The 18,471-nt window shown below is 69.8% G+C and carries 18 protein-coding genes; 6 read left to right on the top strand and 12 right to left on the bottom strand.

Translation table 11 applies throughout. The annotated features are described in order from the left end of the window. Positions 1 to 183 precede the first annotated feature (183 nt). Genes CKY28_RS12505 through CKY28_RS12495 form a run of 3 tightly spaced genes read right to left on the bottom strand, consistent with a single transcriptional unit; the run spans position 184 to position 1,783 of the window. Positions 184 to 828 (bottom strand): heme exporter protein CcmB, encoded by a 645-nt coding sequence (locus CKY28_RS12505; protein ID WP_095998716.1) that lies wholly within the window; start codon positions 826 to 828, stop codon positions 184 to 186. Next, complete coding sequence (gene ccmA / locus CKY28_RS12500) at positions 825 to 1,376, bottom strand: heme ABC exporter ATP-binding protein CcmA (protein ID WP_095998715.1); 552 nt, start codon at positions 1,374 to 1,376, stop codon at positions 825 to 827. Before ccmA ends, CKY28_RS12505 begins: the two co-directional genes overlap by 4 nt. Further along, positions 1,373 to 1,783 carry a metallopeptidase family protein gene (locus tag CKY28_RS12495; RefSeq protein WP_245841833.1) on the bottom strand — a complete coding sequence of 137 codons (411 nt, stop codon included), beginning with the start codon at positions 1,781 to 1,783 and terminating at the stop codon, positions 1,373 to 1,375. The genes ccmA and CKY28_RS12495 overlap by 4 nt, the downstream gene beginning before the upstream one ends. 45 nt (positions 1,784 to 1,828) lie before the next feature. On the opposite strand from CKY28_RS12495, the gene CKY28_RS12490 reads away from it, so the two are divergent. Next, entirely contained in the window at positions 1,829 to 2,122 is a 294-nt protein-coding gene (locus CKY28_RS12490) for a 4a-hydroxytetrahydrobiopterin dehydratase (protein ID WP_095998713.1), read from the top strand. On the opposite strand, the gene CKY28_RS12485 is transcribed toward CKY28_RS12490, so the two are convergent. Both CKY28_RS12485 and CKY28_RS18735 read right to left on the bottom strand, forming a co-directional pair. After that, complete coding sequence (locus tag CKY28_RS12485) at positions 2,106 to 2,948, bottom strand: SDR family oxidoreductase (RefSeq protein ID WP_245841832.1); 843 nt, start codon at positions 2,946 to 2,948, stop codon at positions 2,106 to 2,108. The two genes, CKY28_RS12490 and CKY28_RS12485, sit on opposite strands and share 17 nt — an antisense overlap. 111 nt (positions 2,949 to 3,059) lie before the next feature. Continuing rightward, a complete protein-coding gene (locus CKY28_RS18735; protein ID WP_095998712.1) occupies positions 3,060 to 5,531 on the bottom strand; it encodes a TonB-dependent receptor in 2,472 nt (823 codons plus the stop codon). Positions 5,532 to 5,652: 121 nt separating this feature from the next. On the opposite strand from CKY28_RS18735, the gene CKY28_RS12475 reads away from it, so the two are divergent. From CKY28_RS12475 to CKY28_RS12465, 3 genes are read left to right on the top strand one after another with little or no spacing between them, the layout of a single operon-like run. Next, positions 5,653 to 7,272, top strand: coding sequence for a lysine--tRNA ligase (locus CKY28_RS12475; protein WP_095998711.1), 1,620 nt, complete (start codon positions 5,653 to 5,655; stop codon positions 7,270 to 7,272). Position 7,273: 1 nt separating this feature from the next. Then, positions 7,274 to 8,464 (top strand): Na+/H+ antiporter NhaA, encoded by a 1,191-nt coding sequence (nhaA, locus tag CKY28_RS12470; protein WP_095998710.1) that lies wholly within the window; start codon positions 7,274 to 7,276, stop codon positions 8,462 to 8,464. Further along, positions 8,464 to 9,468: a histone deacetylase family protein gene (locus CKY28_RS12465; protein ID WP_095998709.1), complete on the top strand. Its 1,005-nt coding sequence runs from the start codon at positions 8,464 to 8,466 to the stop codon at positions 9,466 to 9,468. The genes nhaA and CKY28_RS12465 overlap by 1 nt, the downstream gene beginning before the upstream one ends. A gap of 108 nt (positions 9,469 to 9,576) precedes the next feature. Here the strand turns inward: CKY28_RS12465 and CKY28_RS12460 are convergent, their stop codons facing one another. Beyond that, the gene (locus tag CKY28_RS12460) at positions 9,577 to 10,809 is read right to left on the bottom strand and encodes a dipeptidase (RefSeq protein WP_095998708.1); all 1,233 of its coding nucleotides are present in this window, start codon (positions 10,807 to 10,809) and stop codon (positions 9,577 to 9,579) included. A 145-nt stretch (positions 10,810 to 10,954) separates the two neighbouring features. Next, positions 10,955 to 11,503, bottom strand: a complete 549-nt coding sequence (locus tag CKY28_RS12455) for an AAA family ATPase (RefSeq protein WP_095999210.1) — start codon at positions 11,501 to 11,503, stop codon at positions 10,955 to 10,957. Positions 11,504 to 11,568: 65 nt separating this feature from the next. Here CKY28_RS12455 and CKY28_RS12450 point away from each other — a divergent pair, with 65 nt between their 5' ends. Further along, positions 11,569 to 12,918, top strand: coding sequence for a serine hydrolase domain-containing protein (locus CKY28_RS12450; protein ID WP_095998707.1), 1,350 nt, complete (start codon positions 11,569 to 11,571; stop codon positions 12,916 to 12,918). A 4-nt stretch (positions 12,919 to 12,922) separates the two neighbouring features. Here CKY28_RS12450 and CKY28_RS12445 read toward each other — a convergent pair whose 3' ends face one another. The 5 genes from CKY28_RS12445 to sucC all read right to left on the bottom strand — a co-directional run bounded on the left by CKY28_RS12445 (position 12,923) and on the right by sucC (position 17,805). Beyond that, positions 12,923 to 14,014, bottom strand: a complete 1,092-nt coding sequence (locus CKY28_RS12445; RefSeq protein WP_095998706.1) for an alpha/beta fold hydrolase — start codon at positions 14,012 to 14,014, stop codon at positions 12,923 to 12,925. 69 nt (positions 14,015 to 14,083) lie between these two features. Further along, the gene (locus CKY28_RS12440; protein ID WP_245841831.1) at positions 14,084 to 14,758 is read right to left on the bottom strand and encodes a phytanoyl-CoA dioxygenase family protein; all 675 of its coding nucleotides are present in this window, start codon (positions 14,756 to 14,758) and stop codon (positions 14,084 to 14,086) included. A 4-nt stretch (positions 14,759 to 14,762) separates the two neighbouring features. After that, complete coding sequence (locus tag CKY28_RS12435; protein WP_095998705.1) at positions 14,763 to 15,692, bottom strand: electron transfer flavoprotein subunit alpha/FixB family protein; 930 nt, start codon at positions 15,690 to 15,692, stop codon at positions 14,763 to 14,765. Continuing rightward, the gene (locus CKY28_RS12430; protein WP_095998704.1) at positions 15,689 to 16,441 is read right to left on the bottom strand and encodes an electron transfer flavoprotein subunit beta/FixA family protein; all 753 of its coding nucleotides are present in this window, start codon (positions 16,439 to 16,441) and stop codon (positions 15,689 to 15,691) included. Before CKY28_RS12430 ends, CKY28_RS12435 begins: the two co-directional genes overlap by 4 nt. A gap of 164 nt (positions 16,442 to 16,605) precedes the next feature. Then, complete coding sequence (gene sucC, locus CKY28_RS12425; RefSeq protein WP_095998703.1) at positions 16,606 to 17,805, bottom strand: ADP-forming succinate--CoA ligase subunit beta; 1,200 nt, start codon at positions 17,803 to 17,805, stop codon at positions 16,606 to 16,608. Between the two features lie 122 nt (positions 17,806 to 17,927). Here sucC and CKY28_RS12420 point away from each other — a divergent pair, with 122 nt between their 5' ends. Continuing rightward, positions 17,928 to 18,257 (top strand): PilZ domain-containing protein, encoded by a 330-nt coding sequence (locus tag CKY28_RS12420; protein ID WP_095998702.1) that lies wholly within the window; start codon positions 17,928 to 17,930, stop codon positions 18,255 to 18,257. The last annotated feature ends 214 nt before the right edge of the window (positions 18,258 to 18,471 follow it).

Genomic DNA, 18,471 nt, shown 5'->3' with positions numbered 1-18,471 from the left:
TTTACCAGGTTCGACCGGCACAGCTTGACCATCCTCTCCCGGTCGCCGACGACGCCGCTCGAATTCACGAAGCATATGCTGGTGCAACCGCTCCATGCTCGCACGCGAGGGCGGCTTCTTTAGGCCAGGCAGATCGTGCTGCGGCATATTACGCATGATTACGATATAGCCTCTGGCAGTACCTCAATCCATCCCCGCCCTGATCGCCGCCGCCGCCACGAACGGCGCGCCCGCGAGCAGCAACAGGCTCACCGCGCCGAGCAGCTTGTACGCGCCCGCCCCCTGCTCCACCGCGCCCGCGCCGAAGATGAGCAGCGGCACGGCCAGCGGCAGCATGACCAGCCCCGCCACCGCGCCCGCGCCGCGCAGCCCCGCGACGAGCGCGCCCGTCGCCACGCCCAGCGCCGCGAGCCCCGGCGTGCCGATCAGCAGGCCGGTCTCGACCATCGCGAGCGTCCGGCCCGACATGCCCAGCAACCCCGCCGCGACGACCGTCGCCCCCATCAGCGGCGGCGTGAACGCCAGCCAGTGCGCCGCCACCTTCGCGCTCGCCACCAGCGCCATCGACACGCCGCGCACCGCGAGCTGGTCGAGTACGCCCGCCTCCAGGTCGGGCGCGACGAGCCGCTCGACGGGCAAGAGCGCCGCGAGCAGCGCCGCCGCCCACACCACGCCCGCCGCTACGCGCCCCAGCAGCGCCTGGTCGGGCCCGACCGCGAAGGGGAACAGCGTCGCCACCAGCAGGAAGAACGCCACCGGCCACAGCGCTCCGCCGCCCGCATAGGCGCGCCGCAGGTCGCGCAGCACGAGCGCGGCGAACAGGCTCACAGCCGCACCTCGACTGCGTGCGGAAGCGCTACGGGCGTATGACTCGCCACCATCGCCGCGCCGCCCCGCGCGCGGTGCTCCGCCAGCAACCGTTCGAGCAGCAGGACGCCGTCCGCGTCGAGCCCGTTCGCCGGCTCGTCGAGCAGCCACAATGCCGCGCCACCCGCGACGACGCGCGCCAGCCCCGCGCGTCGCCGCTGACCGGTGGACAGGAGCCGCACGGGCACGTCCGCCAGATGCGCGAGCTCCAGCGCGTCGAGCGCCGGCGCGACGCGATCGACCTTGGCCCAGAAGCCGAGCGCTCGGTCCAACGACAGCTCCGGATCGTGCGCGTGCGCCTCGGTCAGCAGCGCGGCCTCGCCGCCGCGCTCGACGCGACCCGCGAACGGGCCCAGCAGCCCGGCCGCGACGCGCAGCAGCGACGACTTGCCTGCTCCATTCGATCCGGTCACCAGCGCCGCATCACCGGCTGCGAGTTGCAGCGAGAGCCCGTGCACCAGCACGCGCCCACCTCGCGCGACAGCCACATCCTCGAACCGCAGGATCACTCCCCGGCCGCGTCCTCCAGCGCGTGCATGTCCTCGTCCGACAGGCCGAAATGATGGCCGATCTCATGGATCGTGACGTGCCGCACGAGGTCGTCGAGGCGCACGTCGGTCTCGATCCACTCCTCCAGGATCGCGCGGCGGTAGAGGTGGATGCGGTCGGGCGGGGAGCCCGCCTCCATCGACGATTTCTCGCCCAAGGGGCGGCCGTGATAGAGGCCGGTCAGGTCGAGCGGGTGCTCGATGCCGAGCGCGTCCAGCGTTTCCTCGTCGGCCAGCTCCTCCACGAGAAGCACCACGTCGCCCAGGTGGTCGCGGAAGCGCGGGGGCAGCTTGGCGATCGTGTCGCGGGCGATGCGCTCGATCAGCTCGGGCGACGGCGCGTAACCGGCGGGCTCTTGTTCGCTCATGCCGCCTGCCATAGGCCCCGGTCGGGACGAACGGAAGGAGCGGCAGTGGTCGAGCAGCTGAGCGAGGCGGAGCGGGCCGAGGCGTTGGACGCGCTTTCCGACTGGGATTACGACGAGGGCCGCGACGCGATCGTCCGCCGCGTCGCGTTCGGCGACTTCGCGGAAGCGTTCGGCTTCATGGCGCGCGTCGCGATCCTGGCGGAAAAGGCGGACCATCATCCCGAATGGTCCAACGTCTATAACCGCGTCGAGATACTGCTCACCACGCACGACGCGGGCGGGCTGTCGCACCGCGACGTGGAGCTCGCCACCGCGATCGACGCTATCCTGGAAGCATAGCGGGCTCGGCGTAGCGGCGGCGCATCACCCGCCTTAGCCGACCGGGCATCCAGCGCGCCGCAAACATCAGCCGCCGCGCGGTCGGGCCGACGGGTATGAGCACCCGCTTCCCGTGCACCGCCTTCCACGCGGCCTTGGCGACCGCGTCGGCCGAGGTCAGTTCGAAGCCGGCGTTCGTCACCGTGTCGCGGATCGAGCGGTTGGAGCCCTCGGTCGTCTGCTGAAGGAGCGGCGTGTCGATGAAGCCCGGCACCAGCGCGCGCACCTTGATGCCGTCGGCGTGCCATTCGGCGTCGAGCGCCTCGGTGAGCGCGCGTACCGCGAACTTGGTCGCCGAGTAGACGGCGAGTCCCGCCGAGCCGTAGATCGCGCTCGCCGAGGCGGTGTTGAGCAGGCACGACCCCGGCGTGCGATGCAGGTAGAGGTGACTGATCCGCGCGCCGTTGATCACGCCCATCAGGTTCACCGCCACCGTGCGGTCGATGCCCTCCCAGCCCGCGTACGCGAAGGGTCCCCCGTGCGGCACGCCCGCATTGTTGAAGAGCACGTCGAGGCGCCCGCCGCTCGACTCGGTGAACGCGTCCAACGCCTCCGCCCATTGCTCTCGGTTCGTGACGTCGAGCGGGTGCGTCGAGGTGCGCTCCAGCGGGAAAGGGTGGCTCCTGGCCGCGGCGGCGAGGCCGGGCTTGTCGATGTCGGACAGGCCCACGCGCCAGCCGCGGTCGGAGAAGAGCCTGGCGACGGCGAGCCCGATGCCCGACGCCGCGCCCGTCACGAAGATCGCCTTTTCGCCGGCCATGACGCTTCCCGCCCCCTTCTTCGTCATGCCGGACTTGTTCCGGCATCCATCGTCGTGCGCGCACTCCGGCGGCATCGTTCGCACGACGATGGACCCCGGAACAAGTCCGGGGTGACGGCTGTGGTGGGACAGGGCGAGCTAAAAGAATAGCTTCCGAAGCGATACCCGCACCGACCGCCCGAGCGGATCGAGCAACGCCGGCTGGAAATTGATCGGCGTCCCACCCGTCTGGTCGAGCACCTCCTGGCGCTGGTTGAACAGGTTGTCGACGCCTACCGTCACGCGCATGCCACGCATCCAGGGGTGCCGCCGGACCCATTCGGGCCGCGCGCCTAGGTCGGCGAAGAGGCGGAGGTTGAGCGTGGTCAGGCTGCCGAACTCCAGCGTCTCGGGCGCGGCGGCGGTGCCGCCCTGCACTTCGGTCGCGGAGCGGAAGTTGAGCGACAGGCGCGCGCCCAGGCCGTTGTTGGTGTAGCCCGCCTGGCCCTCGACCTCGTGGCGCGGCTGGCCGCCATTGTTGCCGATCGCGTCGCCGTTCAACAGGTCGAGCACGGGCCCGCCCTCCGCCACCGTCACGCGCTCGGTCAAGTTGACCGTGTGGAACAGCGCGAACTGGAGACGTCCGCCGCCTCCCCCGCCACGTCCGCCGAAGCCCCCCCCACCGAAATTACGTCCGCCACCGAAGCGGCCGCCGGGGCCGGCGCCCTGGCCGCCCGCTTGCCCGCCCTCACCGCGCCGCGGCGCTTCGCCCGCCGGGCGCTGCGCGTCGGCCGCGGCTTCGGCCTGCCGCCGCGCGCCGCCAGACGGGCGCAGGCCTTCGAACGGGTTCGGGCCCTTGCCGGCGCGGAACGCCTCGAGCTGGCGCTGGACGCGCGACCGGAGCGGCTTGGAGAAGTTGAAGCCGTAGCGGATGCTAGACCGCTCCTGCCGGTCGAAGTTGATCGGCCGGGCGTCGAGGCGTGTCAGCCGTCCTTCGGCGTCGCGCGTGAAGCGGTCGGGGAAGGCGGCGGCGATCTCGGCGGTGGCGGCCGGAAAGCCCGCGATGGGATCGTCGATGCGGATCCGATTGTAGTCGGCCTGGAACGTCAGGTCCTTGTCCGACCAGGGTTGCAGGTTGAGCCCGAGGCGGAACGCGCTGCGGTCGTTGGCGCGGAGGAGGGGGTTGCCGCCCGTGATGCTCTCCACCGCGACGGTTTCGCCGCGCAGATAGTCGAAGACGCGGGTATTGGGCGTGGTGATGACCGGGTTGCCGAGCTGCTGCGGGCTGGGCGCGTTCTGCTCGTCGACGACGGAGGCGATCAGGCGGACGCCGGTCAAGGGCGACCAGTTCGCGCCGTAACCGATGCTCCAGAGCGTGCCGAAGTCGGAGAGGCGTTCGACCTCCGCGTTGGCGTTGACGGAGAGCTGGCCCAGGAAGGGCAGCACGTCGCGGCTGCGGCTGGCGATCGGCACGTCGATGTTACCACGTGCCCCGCCCACGTCGCGCGACACCCGGCTCTCGACAGCGTTCCCGAAGCGGAAGGAGCGGCTCTCGAAATCGAGCGTCGATCCGCCGACGCGGACGCTCGTGGAGATGTTGCCCGCGGGCAGCTCGAAGGCGGTGCCGTTCAGAAGCAGGCTGGCGTTACCCTGCGAGGATACGGCGTCGGCGCGGTTGGGCGCGAAGCCTTCGACGTCGGTGAACGTCTCCGAGTCGGAGATGTCGTACGCGCCCGTGAAGTTCCAGCGCCAGGAGCCGATGTCGCCGTTCAGCGTCGTGCCGAGCCGGCCGGAGATGGTGCGGCTGTCCTGCTGGAGCGCGAGCCCGTCGAGCCCCGCGCCGAACAAAGCGGTCGAGTCGCTGATCTCGAGCTGGCCGTTGACCGACGCCTGCACGTTCCCGATCGGGCGGGCGTAGACGGCGTTGGTGGACACGGTGCGGTTCTCGGGCAGCAGCGTGCGCAGCGGGTCGCCGCTGCTGCCGTCACCGTTGCGGCTCAAGACGTTGCGCTCCGATTCGGTGAGCGCGTCGGTGAACTGGCCTTCGAGGTGCAGGTTGAGGCGCTCGTCGCGGCGGATCGTCAGGAAATCGACCTCCGCTTCCGGCGCGACGCGGCCGCCCTCGGTCGCGACGCGCGCGTCGGCCTCGGCGGTGACAGCACGGAAGCGGCGGCGGAGCACGAAATTCACCACGCGCTGGTCGGCGCGATAGCCGTATCGGAGCGCCACCTCCTCCGGCAGCACGTCGACGCGCAGGATCGCCTCGGTCGGGATATCGCGGATCTCCTGGAAGCCAGAGACGCGGCGGCCGTTCACCAGCACCACCGGCGGGCCGCCGCGGCCCGAGCGCGTCTGCGGCCCTAGTTCGGCGAGCAGTTCCTCGACGGTGTTCACGCCGTAGGAGCGGATCTCGGCGGGGCGAATCTGCTGGAGCGGCGGGATGTCGCCCGCGACGCTGCCCGGCTCGCGCTGGCCGGTGACGACGATCTCTTCCCCCTCGCTCGCCTCGGCGTCGGTTTCCGCCTCCTCGGTGGCGGGCTCTTGGACCGTCGGCTCCTGGACAGGCGGTGTCGTGGGCTGCTGCGCTTGGAGGGGCGCGGCGGAAAGGAGAAGGGACAGGGTTACAACCATAAGCGCCGCGGCTTTAGGCGGCGCGGCCCTGAACGCAAGGTGAGCGCGCGGCTACGCGAATCGAGCTTCTACCCTCGAATATCGTTGCGCATCGGCCTTCGGGCGCTAGGTCGCTCGGTCGATGACGACCGACGACATCCGCACCGCCGCCCTCGAGTCCAAGGCTTGGCCGTACGAGGAAGCGCGCAAGCTGTTGAAGCGCTGGCCCGAGGGCAAGCCGGGCGAAGGCGGACAGCCTGGGCCGGTCGTGTTCGAGACGGGGTACGGTCCCTCGGGCCTGCCGCATATCGGCACGTTCAACGAAGTGCTGCGCACGACGATGGTGCGCAACGCGTTCCACACCTTGTCCGACCAGCCGACCAAGCTCGTCGCCTTTTCCGACGACATGGACGGCCTGCGCAAGGTGCCCGACAACGTGCCCAACGGCGACATGCTGCGGGAGCATCTCGGTCGTCCGCTGAGCCGCATCCCCGATCCGTTCGGGACGCACGAGAGCTTCGCGGCGCACAACAACGCGCGACTGCGCGATTTCCTCGACCGCTACGGCTTCGACTACGAGTTCGCGTCGTCGACGGACTACTACACGTCCGGCCGCTTCGACGACGCGCTACGGCTCGTGCTTCAGCGCTTCGACCAGATCCAGGACGTGATGCTGCCGACGCTCCGCGCCGAGCGTCGCGCCACCTACTCGCCCGTGCTGCCGGTGAGCCCCAAATCGGGGATCGTGCTGCAGGTGCCCGTCGAGGTGGTCGACGCGGACGCGGGCCTGATCGCGTTCGACGACGGGGGCGAGCGGGTGACGCAGTCGGCGCTGTCGGGCGGGTCGAAGCTGCAATGGAAGGTCGATTGGGCGATGCGCTGGGTGGCGCTCAGCGTGGATTATGAGATGGCGGGCAAGGACCTGATCGACTCGGTAGTCCAGTCGTCCAAGATCGCGCGCGTGCTCGGCGGGCGGCCGCCCGAGGGCTTCAACTACGAGATGTTCCTCGACGAGCATGGCGAGAAGATCTCGAAGTCGAAGGGCAACGGCCTGTCGATCGAACAGTGGCTGACCTACGGCCCCGAGGAGAGCCTCGCCTTCTACGCGTACCGCGAGCCCAAGAAGGCCAAGCAGCTCCACATGGGCGTAATCCCGCGCGCGGTGGATGATTACTGGCAGTTCCGCGCGAGCTATCCGGGCCAGCCTGTCAAGGAGAGACTGGGTAATCCGGTGCATCACATCCACGGCGGGCAAGTGCCATCGGGTGCGCTGCCTTTCACATATGGTCTGTTGCTGAACCTTGTCGGCGTGCTGAACGCGCAAGATCGAGAGATCGTCGAGAACTACGTCTACAGTACATATGACATCTCGGACGAGCTTAGTGCAGCGGTCGCTACGTTGATCGACTGCGCTGTCGCCTACCATCGTGAGGTTGTCGCGCCAAAGCTAGTGCTGCGACCTCCAACCGAAATTGAGAGGAGGGCGCTTCACGACCTCTACGAGCGGCTCGGTAAAGTGTCGTCAGTACCGCAAATGCCGGGCAGCTTCGCACCTGGCGGCACAGCGGAGGAGCTGCAGGACATGGTCTACGAAGTCGGCAAAGAGCACTATGGTAAGGAGAACTTACGCGACTGGTTCAAGGCGCTGTACGAGACGCTGCTCGGCTCTAGCCAAGGCCCGCGCATGGGCAGCTTCATCGCACTCTACGGCGTGGGCAACAGCCGGGGGCTGATCGCGGACGCGCTGGCGCGGGTGGGCTGACGTGCACGCGCCCGTCGCCAAGCCGTTCAACGCGCTCCGCCGCTACCTCCAGTCGGAGGCGACGGGCGGCATCGTGCTGATGCTGGCGGCGGCGGCGGCGCTGATCGTCGCGAACTCAGGCGCGGCCGAGTGGTACGAGCATTGGCGGCATGATCCGACCGGGCCGACGCTCTCGCCCACGCTGGGGCCGATGAACGTCGAGCTGTGGATCAACGACGGGCTGATGGCCTTCTTCTTCCTGCTCGTCGGACTGGAGATCAAGCGCGAGCTGGTGGACGGCGCGCTGGCGCAGCCGGAGAACCGCCGCCTGCCCGTCATCGCGGCGGCGTCCGGCATGATCGTTCCCGCGCTCGTGTACCTGTTCATCACGCGGGATCAGGACGGGCTGACGCGCGGCTGGGCGATTCCCGCGGCGACCGACATCGCCTTCGCGATCGGGGTGATGGCGCTGCTCGGCAAGCGGGTGCCCGCGCAGCTCAAGCTGTTCCTGACCACGGTGGCGATCGTCGACGACATGGGGGCGGTGGCGATCATCGCGCTCGCCTATAGCCACGGGCTCAGCCTCCCCGCGCTGGCCGCGGCGGCGGGCGTGCTGGCGGTCATGTGGGCGCTGGGCCGCCACGGCGTGCGCGCGCCGTGGGTGTTCCTGCTCGGCTTCGTGGTCCTGTGGTTCTTCGTGCTCAGGTCGGGCGTGCACGCGACGATCGCGGGCGTGCTGGCGGCGGCTGTGGTGCCGATCACGCCGACTCCGGGCGCGCCGGACGCGCCCGAATCGACGCTGCACCGGATCGAGCACGGGCTGGCGCCGTGGAGCGCGTTCCTGATCGTGCCGCTATTCGGCTTCGCCAATGCGGGCGTCGCGCTCACGGGGATCGGCGGCCTGGGCCAGCCGCTGGTGCTGGCCGTCGCGTTGGGCCTGTTCCTGGGCAAGCAGCTAGGCATATTGGGCGCGGTCTGGGCGGCGGTGAAGCTGGGAATCGCGGGGAAGCCGGGCGGGTGCGGCTGGGGCCAAGTGTACGGCGTGGCGTTGCTCGCCGGCATCGGCTTCACCATGAGCCTGTTCATCGGCGGGCTCGCCTTTCCGGGGCGGCCGGAGCTGATCGACCAGGTGAAGCTCGGCGTGATCGCCGGCTCCGCGCTGTCGGCGGTCATGGGCTACGCGGTGCTTCGCCTGTCGGCTAAGCGCGACTGATGCGCGTCTTCCACGACTCCCGCCAGCGGCTGCACGCGCCGGCCGAGGAGCTGCATAACGGCGGGTTCACGGCCTATGCCGAGAAGCCGGAGCGGGTGGACGCGATGCTGGCGGCGCTCGCAGCGACCGAGCGGCCGGAGGATCGCGGGCTCGCGCCCGTGCTGGCGGTGCACGATGCGGGGTACATCCGGTTCCTGCAGGACGCGCCGCGGCTGTGGCGCGAGGCGGGGCGGACGGGCGACGCGATCCCCTACGCCTTTCCGGTGGTGGGGCGGCGGCCGGTGCGGCTCACGCGGATCGACGCGCTGCTCGGGCGGTACGCGTTTGATGCGACGACACCTTTGGGATCGCACGCGTTCGAGGCGAGCTATTGGAGCGCGCAGTCCGCGCTGGCGGCGGCGCATGCCGTGCTCAGCGGCGAGCGCGCGGCGTTCGCGCTGTGCCGGCCGCCGGGACATCACGCGGGCGCCGACTATTGCGGCGGCTACTGCCACATCAACGCCGCCGCAGTCGCGGCGCAGGCGATGCGGGATGCCGGAGTCGGCCGGGTGGCGGTGCTCGACATCGACTATCACCACGGCAACGGGACGCAGGACATCTTCTGGACCCGCGGCGATGTGTTCTACGCGTCGGTGCACGCCGGCCCGGCGACGGACTATCCCTTCTACTGGGGCCATGCCGATGAGGTCGGCGAAGGCGAGGGTCGGGGCGCGACGCTCAACCTGCCGTTGCCGCGGGGGACGAGGCTCGACTCGTTCCGGCGGGCGCAGGGCGCGGCGCTTGATGCCATCGCGCGCTGTGGCGCGGGGGCGCTGGTGGTGAGCTTCGGTGCGGACACCTGGGCGGGTGACCCTATCTCGCATTTCGCGCTGGAGACGGATGACTATGCGCTGCTCGCGCGCGATATCGCGGGCGTTGGCTTACCGACCGCCGTGGTGATGGAGGGCGGCTACGCGGTCGACGCGCTGGGTGCGAACGTCGCGAGCTTCCTGTCGGGCTTTTGACTGCGCCCCTCTCCGTTCGTTTCGAGCCCAGTCGAGAAACGCTCCCGGCGACCGTGACCGCATCGGTCTCTCGACTAAGCTTGAGACGAACGGAGGGAGGAAACGGTCTTACGGCCGGGCCAGCGGGTCGACTGCATCGATGGGCGGTGTTCCACGTGAAGCGGCCGCGACCTGCTCGACGCGCTCCATGACGCGGAGCACGTTGCCGCTGGCGAGCTTGCCGAGGTCGGCGTCGCTCCAGCCGCGCCGCGCGAGCTCCGCCAGGAGCAGCGGGTAGCCGTCGACGCCCTTCATCCCCTCCGGCCCCGTGCCGCCGATGCCGTCGTAATCGCCCCCCAGGCCCACATGGTCACGGCCCGCGACGCGGGCGATGTGTTCGACATGGTCGGCGACGGTGGCGACGGTGACGCGCGGCTCGGGGTTGACGCGGTCCCAGGCCGCGAGCAGCACGGGCGCCTTGTCGCCGTAGAGCTCGTCGGGTACGCCCAGGCGCTTCGCCTCAGCTCCCCGCGCCTGGTCCCACGCCCGCCACTGGTCGGAGAGGAAAGCGGGGTAGAAGTTGACCATCACGACACCGCCGTTCGCGGCGATGAGCCGGAGCAGGTCGTCGGGCACGTTGCGCGGGGCGGACGCAATGGCGCGGGCGCCGGAGTGCGACGCGATCACCGGCGCGCGCGTCAGCCCCAGCACCGCGTGCATCGTCGCGTCGGAAACGTGGGACACGTCCACGATCATGCCGATCCGGTTCATCTCCGCCACGACCTGCCGCCCGAACGCCGACAGCCCGCCCGAGATCGGCGCGTCGGTGGCGCTGTCGGCCCAGGACAGGCTACGCCCGTGGGTCAGCGTCATGTAGCGCACGCCGAGGTCGTGGTAGCGGCGGAGCACCGACAGACGGCCGTCGATCTGATGCCCGCCCTCGACGCCGAGCAGCGAGGCTACGCGGCCCGAGCGTGCGATGCGGCGGACGTCGGCGGCGGTGTCGGCGAAGGCCAGCGCGCGCGGGTTGGCGGCGACGAAGCGGCGTACGATGTCGATCTGCTCGATCGTCAGCTCGACGGCGCGCGGGCCGGTGACGCTGGCGGGGATGTACACCGACCAGAACTGCCCGCCGACGCCGCCCCTCCTGAGCCGCGGCAGGTCGGTCTGGAGCGGGTTGGCGAGCCGGCTGGTGTCGCGGGTCAGATCGACGGTCTCGACCTTGCCTCCATGCTGTTGCAGCAGCTCCCAAGCGAGGTCGTTGTGACCGTCCACTATGGGGTTACGCGCGAGCACGCGCTCGACGCGGGCGGCGAGCGCGGGGTCGGGTGCTGCCTGGAGCAGCAGGAGCGCGGCGATCATGCGCGGCCCCGAAGGTGACGAAAGTAAGCGTATGTCGGCTCGACATCGCGACGAATCGTTGCCCGGGCGGTGGCTGTGGCGGAGTTGGCGTAAGCACTCATGCGGCAAGCTTGCACGGCGCGACGCTTGTAGGACAGCCCCAATTTCAGCCCGCCAGATGGCGGAGCACGAAGGCGACGCGTTCCTCCACCGTTGCGCGGGGCAGCTCGACGAGGTGGTAGCCGTAGCCGGCATAGGTCTCGCGCATGACGGCCTCGGTCGCCCGGGCGTGGCTGGCGGGTTGGATGCGCTCGGGGTCGTGCACGTAGATCTCGGCCCAGAAGGGTGCCAGGAACACTTGGCGGTTGTAGCGGTGGCGCCGCGCGGCTCGGTCGATATGGCCGGGCACGGGCAGCCCCGAGACGCGCAGGAAGCCGACCACGTCGGGCACGCCGCGGTCGAGCACCACCTCCTCGCCCCTAGCCAGCGCCGCCCCGTGCGCGGCGCACTCGCGCGGCAGCATCAGCTCGGCGAAGGCGCGCTCGTCGCCCCAAGGCAGCGCCGCGCCGCCGCTGGCGAGCTGTTCCCGCACGACGGCGCGGCCGACTTCCGGGCTGGTGGCGACGCCTGCGGCGGCGAGCGCGTCGACCAGCGTCGTCTTGCCCGATCCGGGGCCGCCGGTGACGACATGGAGGCGGTCGGTCGCTCCGTTCACGTCTCGTCGCGGCTTCGTCGCATGGCGCGTCACCTCTCCCGGGCCGATCGGTACAGACGCGAAACATGCCGTACCTGTTCCTGCTCGCAGCCGCGCTGAGCCTGATCGCCGCGCCCGCCTCCGCCCGCGCCGACGCGATCGACCGAGTCGTCGCCGATCAGATGGCCGTCAGCCGCATCCCCGGCGCGGCGGTCGCGGTCGTGGAGCGGGGCCGCGTCGTCAAGCTCGCCGCCTACGGCGTCGCCGACGTCGAGTGGAACGCTCCCGTCGACCTCGACACGCGGTTCCAGCTCGCCTCCGCGACCAAGATTTTCACGGGCGTGCTGCTGATGCGGCTGGTGGGGCGGGGCAGGCTGGATCTCGACGATCCGCTGACGCGCTGGTTTCCCGACGCGCCGCCGTCCTGGGCGGGCATCCGGGTGCGCCAGCTCGCCGACCACACGTCCGGGCTGCCCGACGATCTGGGGACGCCCGCGCCTCAGACGGTCGAGGGCGTGGTCGCGGCGGCGATGAAGCGGCCGCTCGCCTACCAGCCCGGCACCGAGGCGCGCTACGGCTTCACCGACTTCACCGTGCTGCGCGCGGTGATCGAGAAAGCGGGAGGCAAGAAGCTGCCCGATCTGTTGCGCGACGAGGTGACCGCGCCGCTCGGCATGACGGCCACCGGCTTCGCGCTCGCGGCCGAGGAGGACGGCGTGCGCGTCGGCGCGGTGCTGCCCAAGCGCGCGGAAACGTACGGCCTGCGCGACGGCGAGCTCGTGACCAGTGACTTCTTCTTCGCCCCGCACGGATACGGTGCGGGCGGCCTATATAGCTCGATCCGCGACCTGGCCGCGTTCTTCGCGGCGCTCGACCAGGGCCGCGTGCTGCGGCGCGAGTCGCTCGTCGCGCTGGAGACGCCCGCGACGCTGTCGGGCGGCAGGCGTTCGGGTTTCGGCGTGGGCTGGGTCGCGCGCACCTATCGCGGCGTGCCGGTCGTGGGCCATAGCGGCGGGCCCGCGCTCGCCGACATCCTGCGCGTCGAGGATCGGCGGCTGACCGTGATCGCGCTCACCAACCAGCGCACCTTCTTCCCGTTGCTCGCGGAGGCGCTGCTCGACCGGTACGTTCCCGCCCCGCCCGAGCCCGCGGCGATTGAGGATCGGACGCCGCAATCGACGGCGCGCGTCAGGGCGGCGCTGGAGGCTGCGGCGGCGGGCCGACCCGCGACGGGCGTGTCGCCGAACGTGGCGGGGCAGCTCGGCTCCCCTTTCGCGCGGGCGCTGCTGAACGGCGTCGGGCCGCTCCATTCCTTCTCGCTCATCGGCGAGGAAGGAAGCACCCGCCGCTACCGCGCGACGTTCCGGCGCAAGCGCACGACATGGCTCGCCGAGAGCGATGCTCAGGGCGTGATCACGCGCTTGCGGCCCGAGTAGCGGCTTACTCCGTCCGGCGGAGCAGGTCCGCGAGGTCGGCGCGCCAGAACTTCGCCCAGGTGTGCGTGCCGTGGCCGCGCGTCTCGGGCGTTTCGGGGATTATGCGGAAGCGGGCGTTCGGCATCCGCTTCACCGCGCGTTCGGGGAAGTCGAGGTTGCGCGGGTTGATGAAGTCGTCGGCCGAGTTGATCCAGACGGTGGGCGCGGTGATCCGCTCCAGCTGCGGCCAGGGGTCGTAGTCGCGCGAGCTGTCGAGCGCGTAGACGAGGTCGTTGGCGTCGAGGCCGGCGACCTGCCGCGCCACGCGATCGTGGGCGTAGGCGACCGCGGGCTCACGCGTGGGGAACTGCGCCTGGAGGTTGAGCGGCGCCGCGCCCGCCACGAACAGGAGCGACGCGGCGGCGCGTAGGCCGGCGGTGGGCTGCGCCCGGTAGTCGCCGTCCGCGTAAGCGGGGTCGTTCCGAATGTTGTCGATGGCGAGCTGGCGCCACATGCGGTTGAGCCCGGCGATCTCGACGGGCTCGCAGGCGAGCGGCATCAGCGCGCGGGCGAAGTCGGGGTAGGTGCTCCCCCAGACGAAGCCGTGCATGCAGCCCATCGAGGTGCCCATGAGGAGCCGCAGCCGTTTGACGCCTAGCCCTTGCGTGAGCAGCCGGTGCTGTGCGGCGACCATGTCGTGGTAGCCGTAAGCCGGGAAGCGCGTGCGCAGGCCGTCGGACGGCTTGGACGAGCCGCCATGGCCGATATTGTCGGGCAGGATGATCCAGTAGCGGGTGATGTCGAGCGGCTGGCCCGGCCCGTACAGCTCGTCGGCGAACTGGGGCGAGAGGAACTGCTTGCCCGTGCCGCCGGTGCCGTGGAGCACCATGACCGCGTTGACGATCTCGCCTCGGGCGTCACGGCGCGGCTGGCCGAGCGTGGTGTAGTGCATCCTGAGCTCGGGCAACGTTTCGCCGGAGCGGAAGCGGAAATCGCGGATGACGTGGTCGCCTTCGCGCGTGGGCCAGGTTCGGGTGGGCTGCGCGGGTGCGCCGGCGGCGGCTGCGGGCGGGGTCTGGGCGGGAGCTTGGAGGGCGAGCAATAGAAGCGAAAGCATCAACGGATCGTGCACAGCACGAGCATTCTTCGCAACAGATCGCCCCGGTTCAGCGCCGATCGGTCGCGATCAGACGCCCAGCCATTCGAGGGGCGGGGCAAGCACGTCCGGAGCGTAGTCCACCTGCAACACACGCCGGTGCGCATGCCCGGTCGACGCAGCCGATGCATGAATGATCGATGTGGCATACGCCCACACGTCGCCGCGCTCGGCCAAGCATACCGCCGTCCCGCAACGCTCGACGACACCGGCGATGTTGGGCTCGGCGAGGCGGCCGAGCTTGTGCGAGCCGGGAGCGACGAGCAGTGGTGCGTTGTCGGCGGGTACGTCGTCCAGGTGGACGCGTAGGGTGACCATCGCCTCGATTACGGCGAAGGGCGGCTCGACATGCTGGACGCCAGCCTTGCGCGACCACGGTCCATAGCCGGGAACGTCGTGTCGCTCCCGCACGGCAATCGTTCGATCTTGATGCCAGCCGAGCGACCAGTTCGCGCCGGGCGTCTTGTCGAACAGGATCGCGCGGACCGGGCGTGTTTCGGGTCCAGCACGGTCGACGGCGATGCGGCCGATCGGACCGTCGGACGCGAGTAGCGTCGCGAGCCCTGGCACGCCGTACAGACGGGTGCCCGCGCGGTCAGTCGGGCAAGAAGCGAGGACACGTTCGAGGTCGCCCAAAACGGAAAGGGCGGCGCGATCGTGCCGCGCCGCCCCGTGCCGGTCGAAGGACAGGTCGGCCCCGTCCACCCGGTCAGAGTTTCTCGGTGAGCTCGGGAACGACTTTGAACAGGTCGCCCACCAGCCCGATGTCGGCCACCTGGAAGATGGGCGCGTCGGCGTCCTTGTTGATGGCGACGATGATCTTGGAATCCTTCATGCCCGCCAGGTGCTGGATCGCGCCCGAGATGCCGACCGCGATGTAGACGTCGGGGGCGACGATCTTGCCGGTTTGCCCGACCTGGTAGTCGTTGGGGACGTAGCCCGCGTCGACCGCGGCGCGCGATGCGCCGACCGCCGCGCCGAGCTTGTCGGCGAGCGGTTCGATCAGGCTGTGGAAGTTCTCGCTATTTTGAAGCGCGCGACCGCCGGAGACGATGATCTTGGCGGAGGTGAGCTCGGGACGCGCGTTCTGCGCGATCTCGGCATTCTCGAAGCGCGACAGGCCCTTGTCGCCGGTCGATTGCGCGGGCTGGACCTGGCCGGAGCCGCCCTCGGCCGCCGCCTTCTCGAACGCGGTGCCGCGGACGGTGAGGACGAGCTTGGGGTCGCTCGTCTTGACGGTCGCGATCGCGTTGCCGGCGTAGATGGGGCGCGTGAACGTGTCCGGACCCTCGATCGACAGCACGTCGGAGACCTGCATCACGTCGAGCAACGCCGCCACACGGGGCGCGATGTTCTTGCCGTTGGTGGTGGCGGGGCAGACGAACGCGTCGTGCTCGCCCATGAGCTCGACCGCGAGCGGGGCGATGTTCTCGGCGAGCTGGTGCGCGTAGGCCGCGTCGTCGGCGACGTACACCGTGCCCGCGCCTGCGATCTTGGCGGCGGCTTCAGCGACGGGGCCGACGCCCTCGCCCGCCACGAGCAGGTCGACCTGGCCCAGCTTGCTGGCGGCGGTGACGGCGGAGAGCGTGGCGTCGCGGACGGTCTTGCCGTCGTGTTCGACGAGGACGAGACACTTCATGACTTGGCGATCCCTAAGGCTGCGAGCTTGGTGACGAGTTCGTCGACGTCGGCGACCTTGGAGCCGGCCTGGCGCTTGGACGGCTCGGTGACCTTGACGATCGAGATGCGGGGCGCGGTGTCGACGCCGTAGTCGGCGGGCGTCTTGTTCGCGAGCGGCTTCGACTTCGCCTTCATGATGTTGGGCAAGCTCGCGTAGCGCGGCTCGTTCAGGCGCAGGTCGGTGGTGATGATGGCGGGGAGCTTGAGCAGGTCCGTCTCCAGGCCGCCGTCGACCTCGCGGGTGACGCGGACCTCGCCGTCCGCGGCCTCGACCTTGGACGCGAAGGTGCCCTGCGCCCAGCCGAGCAGGCCGGCGAGCATCTGGCCCGTCTGGTTGTTGTCGTCGTCGATCGCCTGCTTGCCCAGGATGACGAGCTCAGGGCTCTCCTCGGCGACGATGCCCTTCAGGATCTTGGCCACCGCGAGCGGCTCGACCGTGCCCTCGGCGGTCACCAGGATCGCGCGGTCGGCGCCCATGGCGAGCGCGGTGCGCAGCGTCTCCTGCGCCTTGGCCTCGCCGATCGACACCGCCACGATCTCGGTGACGACGCCCTTCTCCTTCAAGCGGATTGCCTCCTCGACGGCGATCTCGTCGAAGGGGTTCATGCTCATCTTGACGTTGGACAGGTCGACGCCCGTGCCGTCGGCCTTGATCCGGGGCTTCACATTGTAGTCAAGCACGCGCTTGACGGGGACGAGTGCTTTCATTCCGCTCTACCTCTTTCGGACTTCTTCTAGCCGCTGGTTTAACCTCGCCATCCGAGCCTGGAACGCGTCTGCTTCACGCTTTGACTCATCCAATGTCCGTTGCATACGCATTAGAGTAGCGTCGATCGCCTCGACGCACTCCGCCAGCGCGGGCGGGAGCGTCGTCACGCCGCCTTCTTCACCTCGGCGACGATCTTCTTGGCCGCGTCGCCCAGGTCGTTGGCGGGGACGATCGCCAGGCCGGAATTGGCCAGGATGTCCTTGCCCTGCTGGACGTTGGTGCCTTCGAGGCGAACGACCAGGGGCACCTGGAGGTTCACTTCCTTGGCCGCGGCGACGATGCCTTCCGCGATGATGTCGCAGCGCATGATGCCGCCGAAGATGTTGACCAGGATGCCCTTCACGTTCGGGTCCTGGAGGATGATCTTAAACGCGGCCGTTACCTTCTCGCGGCTGGCGCCGCCGCCCACGTCGAGGAAGTTGGCGGGGAACATGCCGTTGAGCTTGATGATGTCCATCGTCGCCATGGCGAGGCCCGCGCCGTTGACCATGCAGCCGATGTCGCCGTCGAGCTTGATATAGGCGAGGTCGTACTTGGACGCCTCCAGCTCGGCCGGGTCCTCCTCCGTCTCGTCGCGGAGCTCCATCAGGTCCTTGTGGCGGAACATCGCGTTGCCGTCGAAGCCGACCTTGGCGTCGAGCACCATGAGCTTGCCGTCATCGGTCACCGCGAGCGGGTTGATCTCGATCTGCGACGCGTCGGTGCCGAGGAACGCCCCGTAGAGCTTGGCGGCGACGTTCTGCGCCTGCTTGGCGAGATCGCCGGTCAGGCCCAGCGCGGCGGCGACGGCGCGGCCATGGTGCGGCATGAAGCCGGTCGCCGGGTCGATGTCGATCGTGTGGATCTTCTCCGGCGTGTCGTGCGCGACCGTTTCGATGTCCATGCCGCCTTCGGTGGACGCGACCATCGAGATGCGGCCCGTGGCGCGGTTGACGAGCAGCGCCAGGTAGAACTCGCGGGCGATGTCGACGCCGTCGGTGACGTAGAGGCGGTTGACCTGCTTGCCCGCCTCGCCGGTCTGGACGGTGACGAGCGTGTTGCCGAGCATCTCCTCAGCCGCCGCGCGAACCTCGTCGGCGGTGCGCGCCAGGCGGACGCCGCCCTTGGCCTCCGCCGGCAGCTCCTTGAACTTGCCCTTGCCGCGGCCGCCGGCGTGGATCTGCGCCTTGACCACGAAGAGCGGCCCGGGGAGCTTGCCCGCGGCCTCGACCGCCTCGTCCACGCTCATCGCGGCATGGCCGGCGGGCACGGGGACGCCGAACTTGCTGAGCAGTTCCTTGGCCTGGTATTCGTGGATGTTCATGGGGGCTCACGCCTCTTTCGAAGAACGGGAATGGTCGGGCCTAAAGCACAGCCGTCCCGACCCGTCCAGTGTCGGGCATGTTGGCGGGTTGTTAACCACCTCCGGTGTACGACTCGGTAGCCATGACCCAGCCGTTCACCAACCCCGCATTCGACACTCCCGGCGACGAGAACCGCCGCGCGCTGCGCAAGGCGGTGAAGATGCGCGCGCACCTTCGCGACCGGGGCCAGACCAAGTTCGAGATCGACGTGGTCGACCTGTCGCTCTCCGGTTTCCGCGCCGAGACGAGCTTCACGCTCTGGCCCGGCACGGTGGTGTGGCTGACGCTGCCGGGGCTCGCGGGCCTGGAGGCGGTGGTCGCCTGGCGCGACAAGTTCAAATACGGCTGCGCCTTCGCAAAACCGTTACATCCGGCGGTGTTCGATCATATCGTGGCGTTGAGCCAGCGCTGACGCGCTACGCTCGGCCGTTGCGCCGGCGCGATCCGATCGTCATGCTCCCGGCCGGCCAAATGCCGGAGGTGGATGATGCTGGAACGCTTCTGGGCGGCGGCGGTGAGCGGGTGGCGAAGGTTACGCGGCGAAGCTCCGCCGGCCCTCCCCGCACCTGATCCGACGCCTGCGCGACAGCCGGTTCCGTTTCGCACGGGCCATGCCGTCACTACCT

The organism is Sphingomonas lenta (assembly GCF_002288825.1).
Lineage (GTDB): Bacteria > Pseudomonadota > Alphaproteobacteria > Sphingomonadales > Sphingomonadaceae > Sphingomonas > Sphingomonas lenta.
The sequence above is the reverse complement of the archived record's forward strand: the minus strand, read 5'-3'. Positions and strand labels throughout refer to the sequence as shown.

Coding starts and splice junctions, on each gene's coding strand:
- CKY28_RS12495 (WP_245841833.1), bottom strand. CDS start 1,783: ATGAGCGAACAAGAGCCCGCCGGTTACGCGCCGTCGCCCGAGCTGATC.
- CKY28_RS12485 (WP_245841832.1), bottom strand. CDS start 2,948: ATGACGAAGAAGGGGGCGGGAAGCGTCATGGCCGGCGAAAAGGCGATC.
- CKY28_RS18735 (WP_095998712.1), bottom strand. CDS start 5,531: ATGGTTGTAACCCTGTCCCTTCTCCTTTCCGCCGCGCCCCTCCAAGCG.
- CKY28_RS12475 (WP_095998711.1), top strand. CDS start 5,653: ATGACGACCGACGACATCCGCACCGCCGCCCTCGAGTCCAAGGCTTGG.
- CKY28_RS12465 (WP_095998709.1), top strand. CDS start 8,464: ATGCGCGTCTTCCACGACTCCCGCCAGCGGCTGCACGCGCCGGCCGAG.
- CKY28_RS12460 (WP_095998708.1), bottom strand. CDS start 10,809: ATGATCGCCGCGCTCCTGCTGCTCCAGGCAGCACCCGACCCCGCGCTC.
- CKY28_RS12450 (WP_095998707.1), top strand. CDS start 11,569: ATGCCGTACCTGTTCCTGCTCGCAGCCGCGCTGAGCCTGATCGCCGCG.
- CKY28_RS12445 (WP_095998706.1), bottom strand. CDS start 14,014: ATGCTTTCGCTTCTATTGCTCGCCCTCCAAGCTCCCGCCCAGACCCCG.
- CKY28_RS12435 (WP_095998705.1), bottom strand. CDS start 15,692: ATGAAGTGTCTCGTCCTCGTCGAACACGACGGCAAGACCGTCCGCGAC.
- CKY28_RS12430 (WP_095998704.1), bottom strand. CDS start 16,441: ATGAAAGCACTCGTCCCCGTCAAGCGCGTGCTTGACTACAATGTGAAG.
- sucC (WP_095998703.1), bottom strand. CDS start 17,805: ATGAACATCCACGAATACCAGGCCAAGGAACTGCTCAGCAAGTTCGGC.
- CKY28_RS12420 (WP_095998702.1), top strand. CDS start 17,928: ATGACCCAGCCGTTCACCAACCCCGCATTCGACACTCCCGGCGACGAG.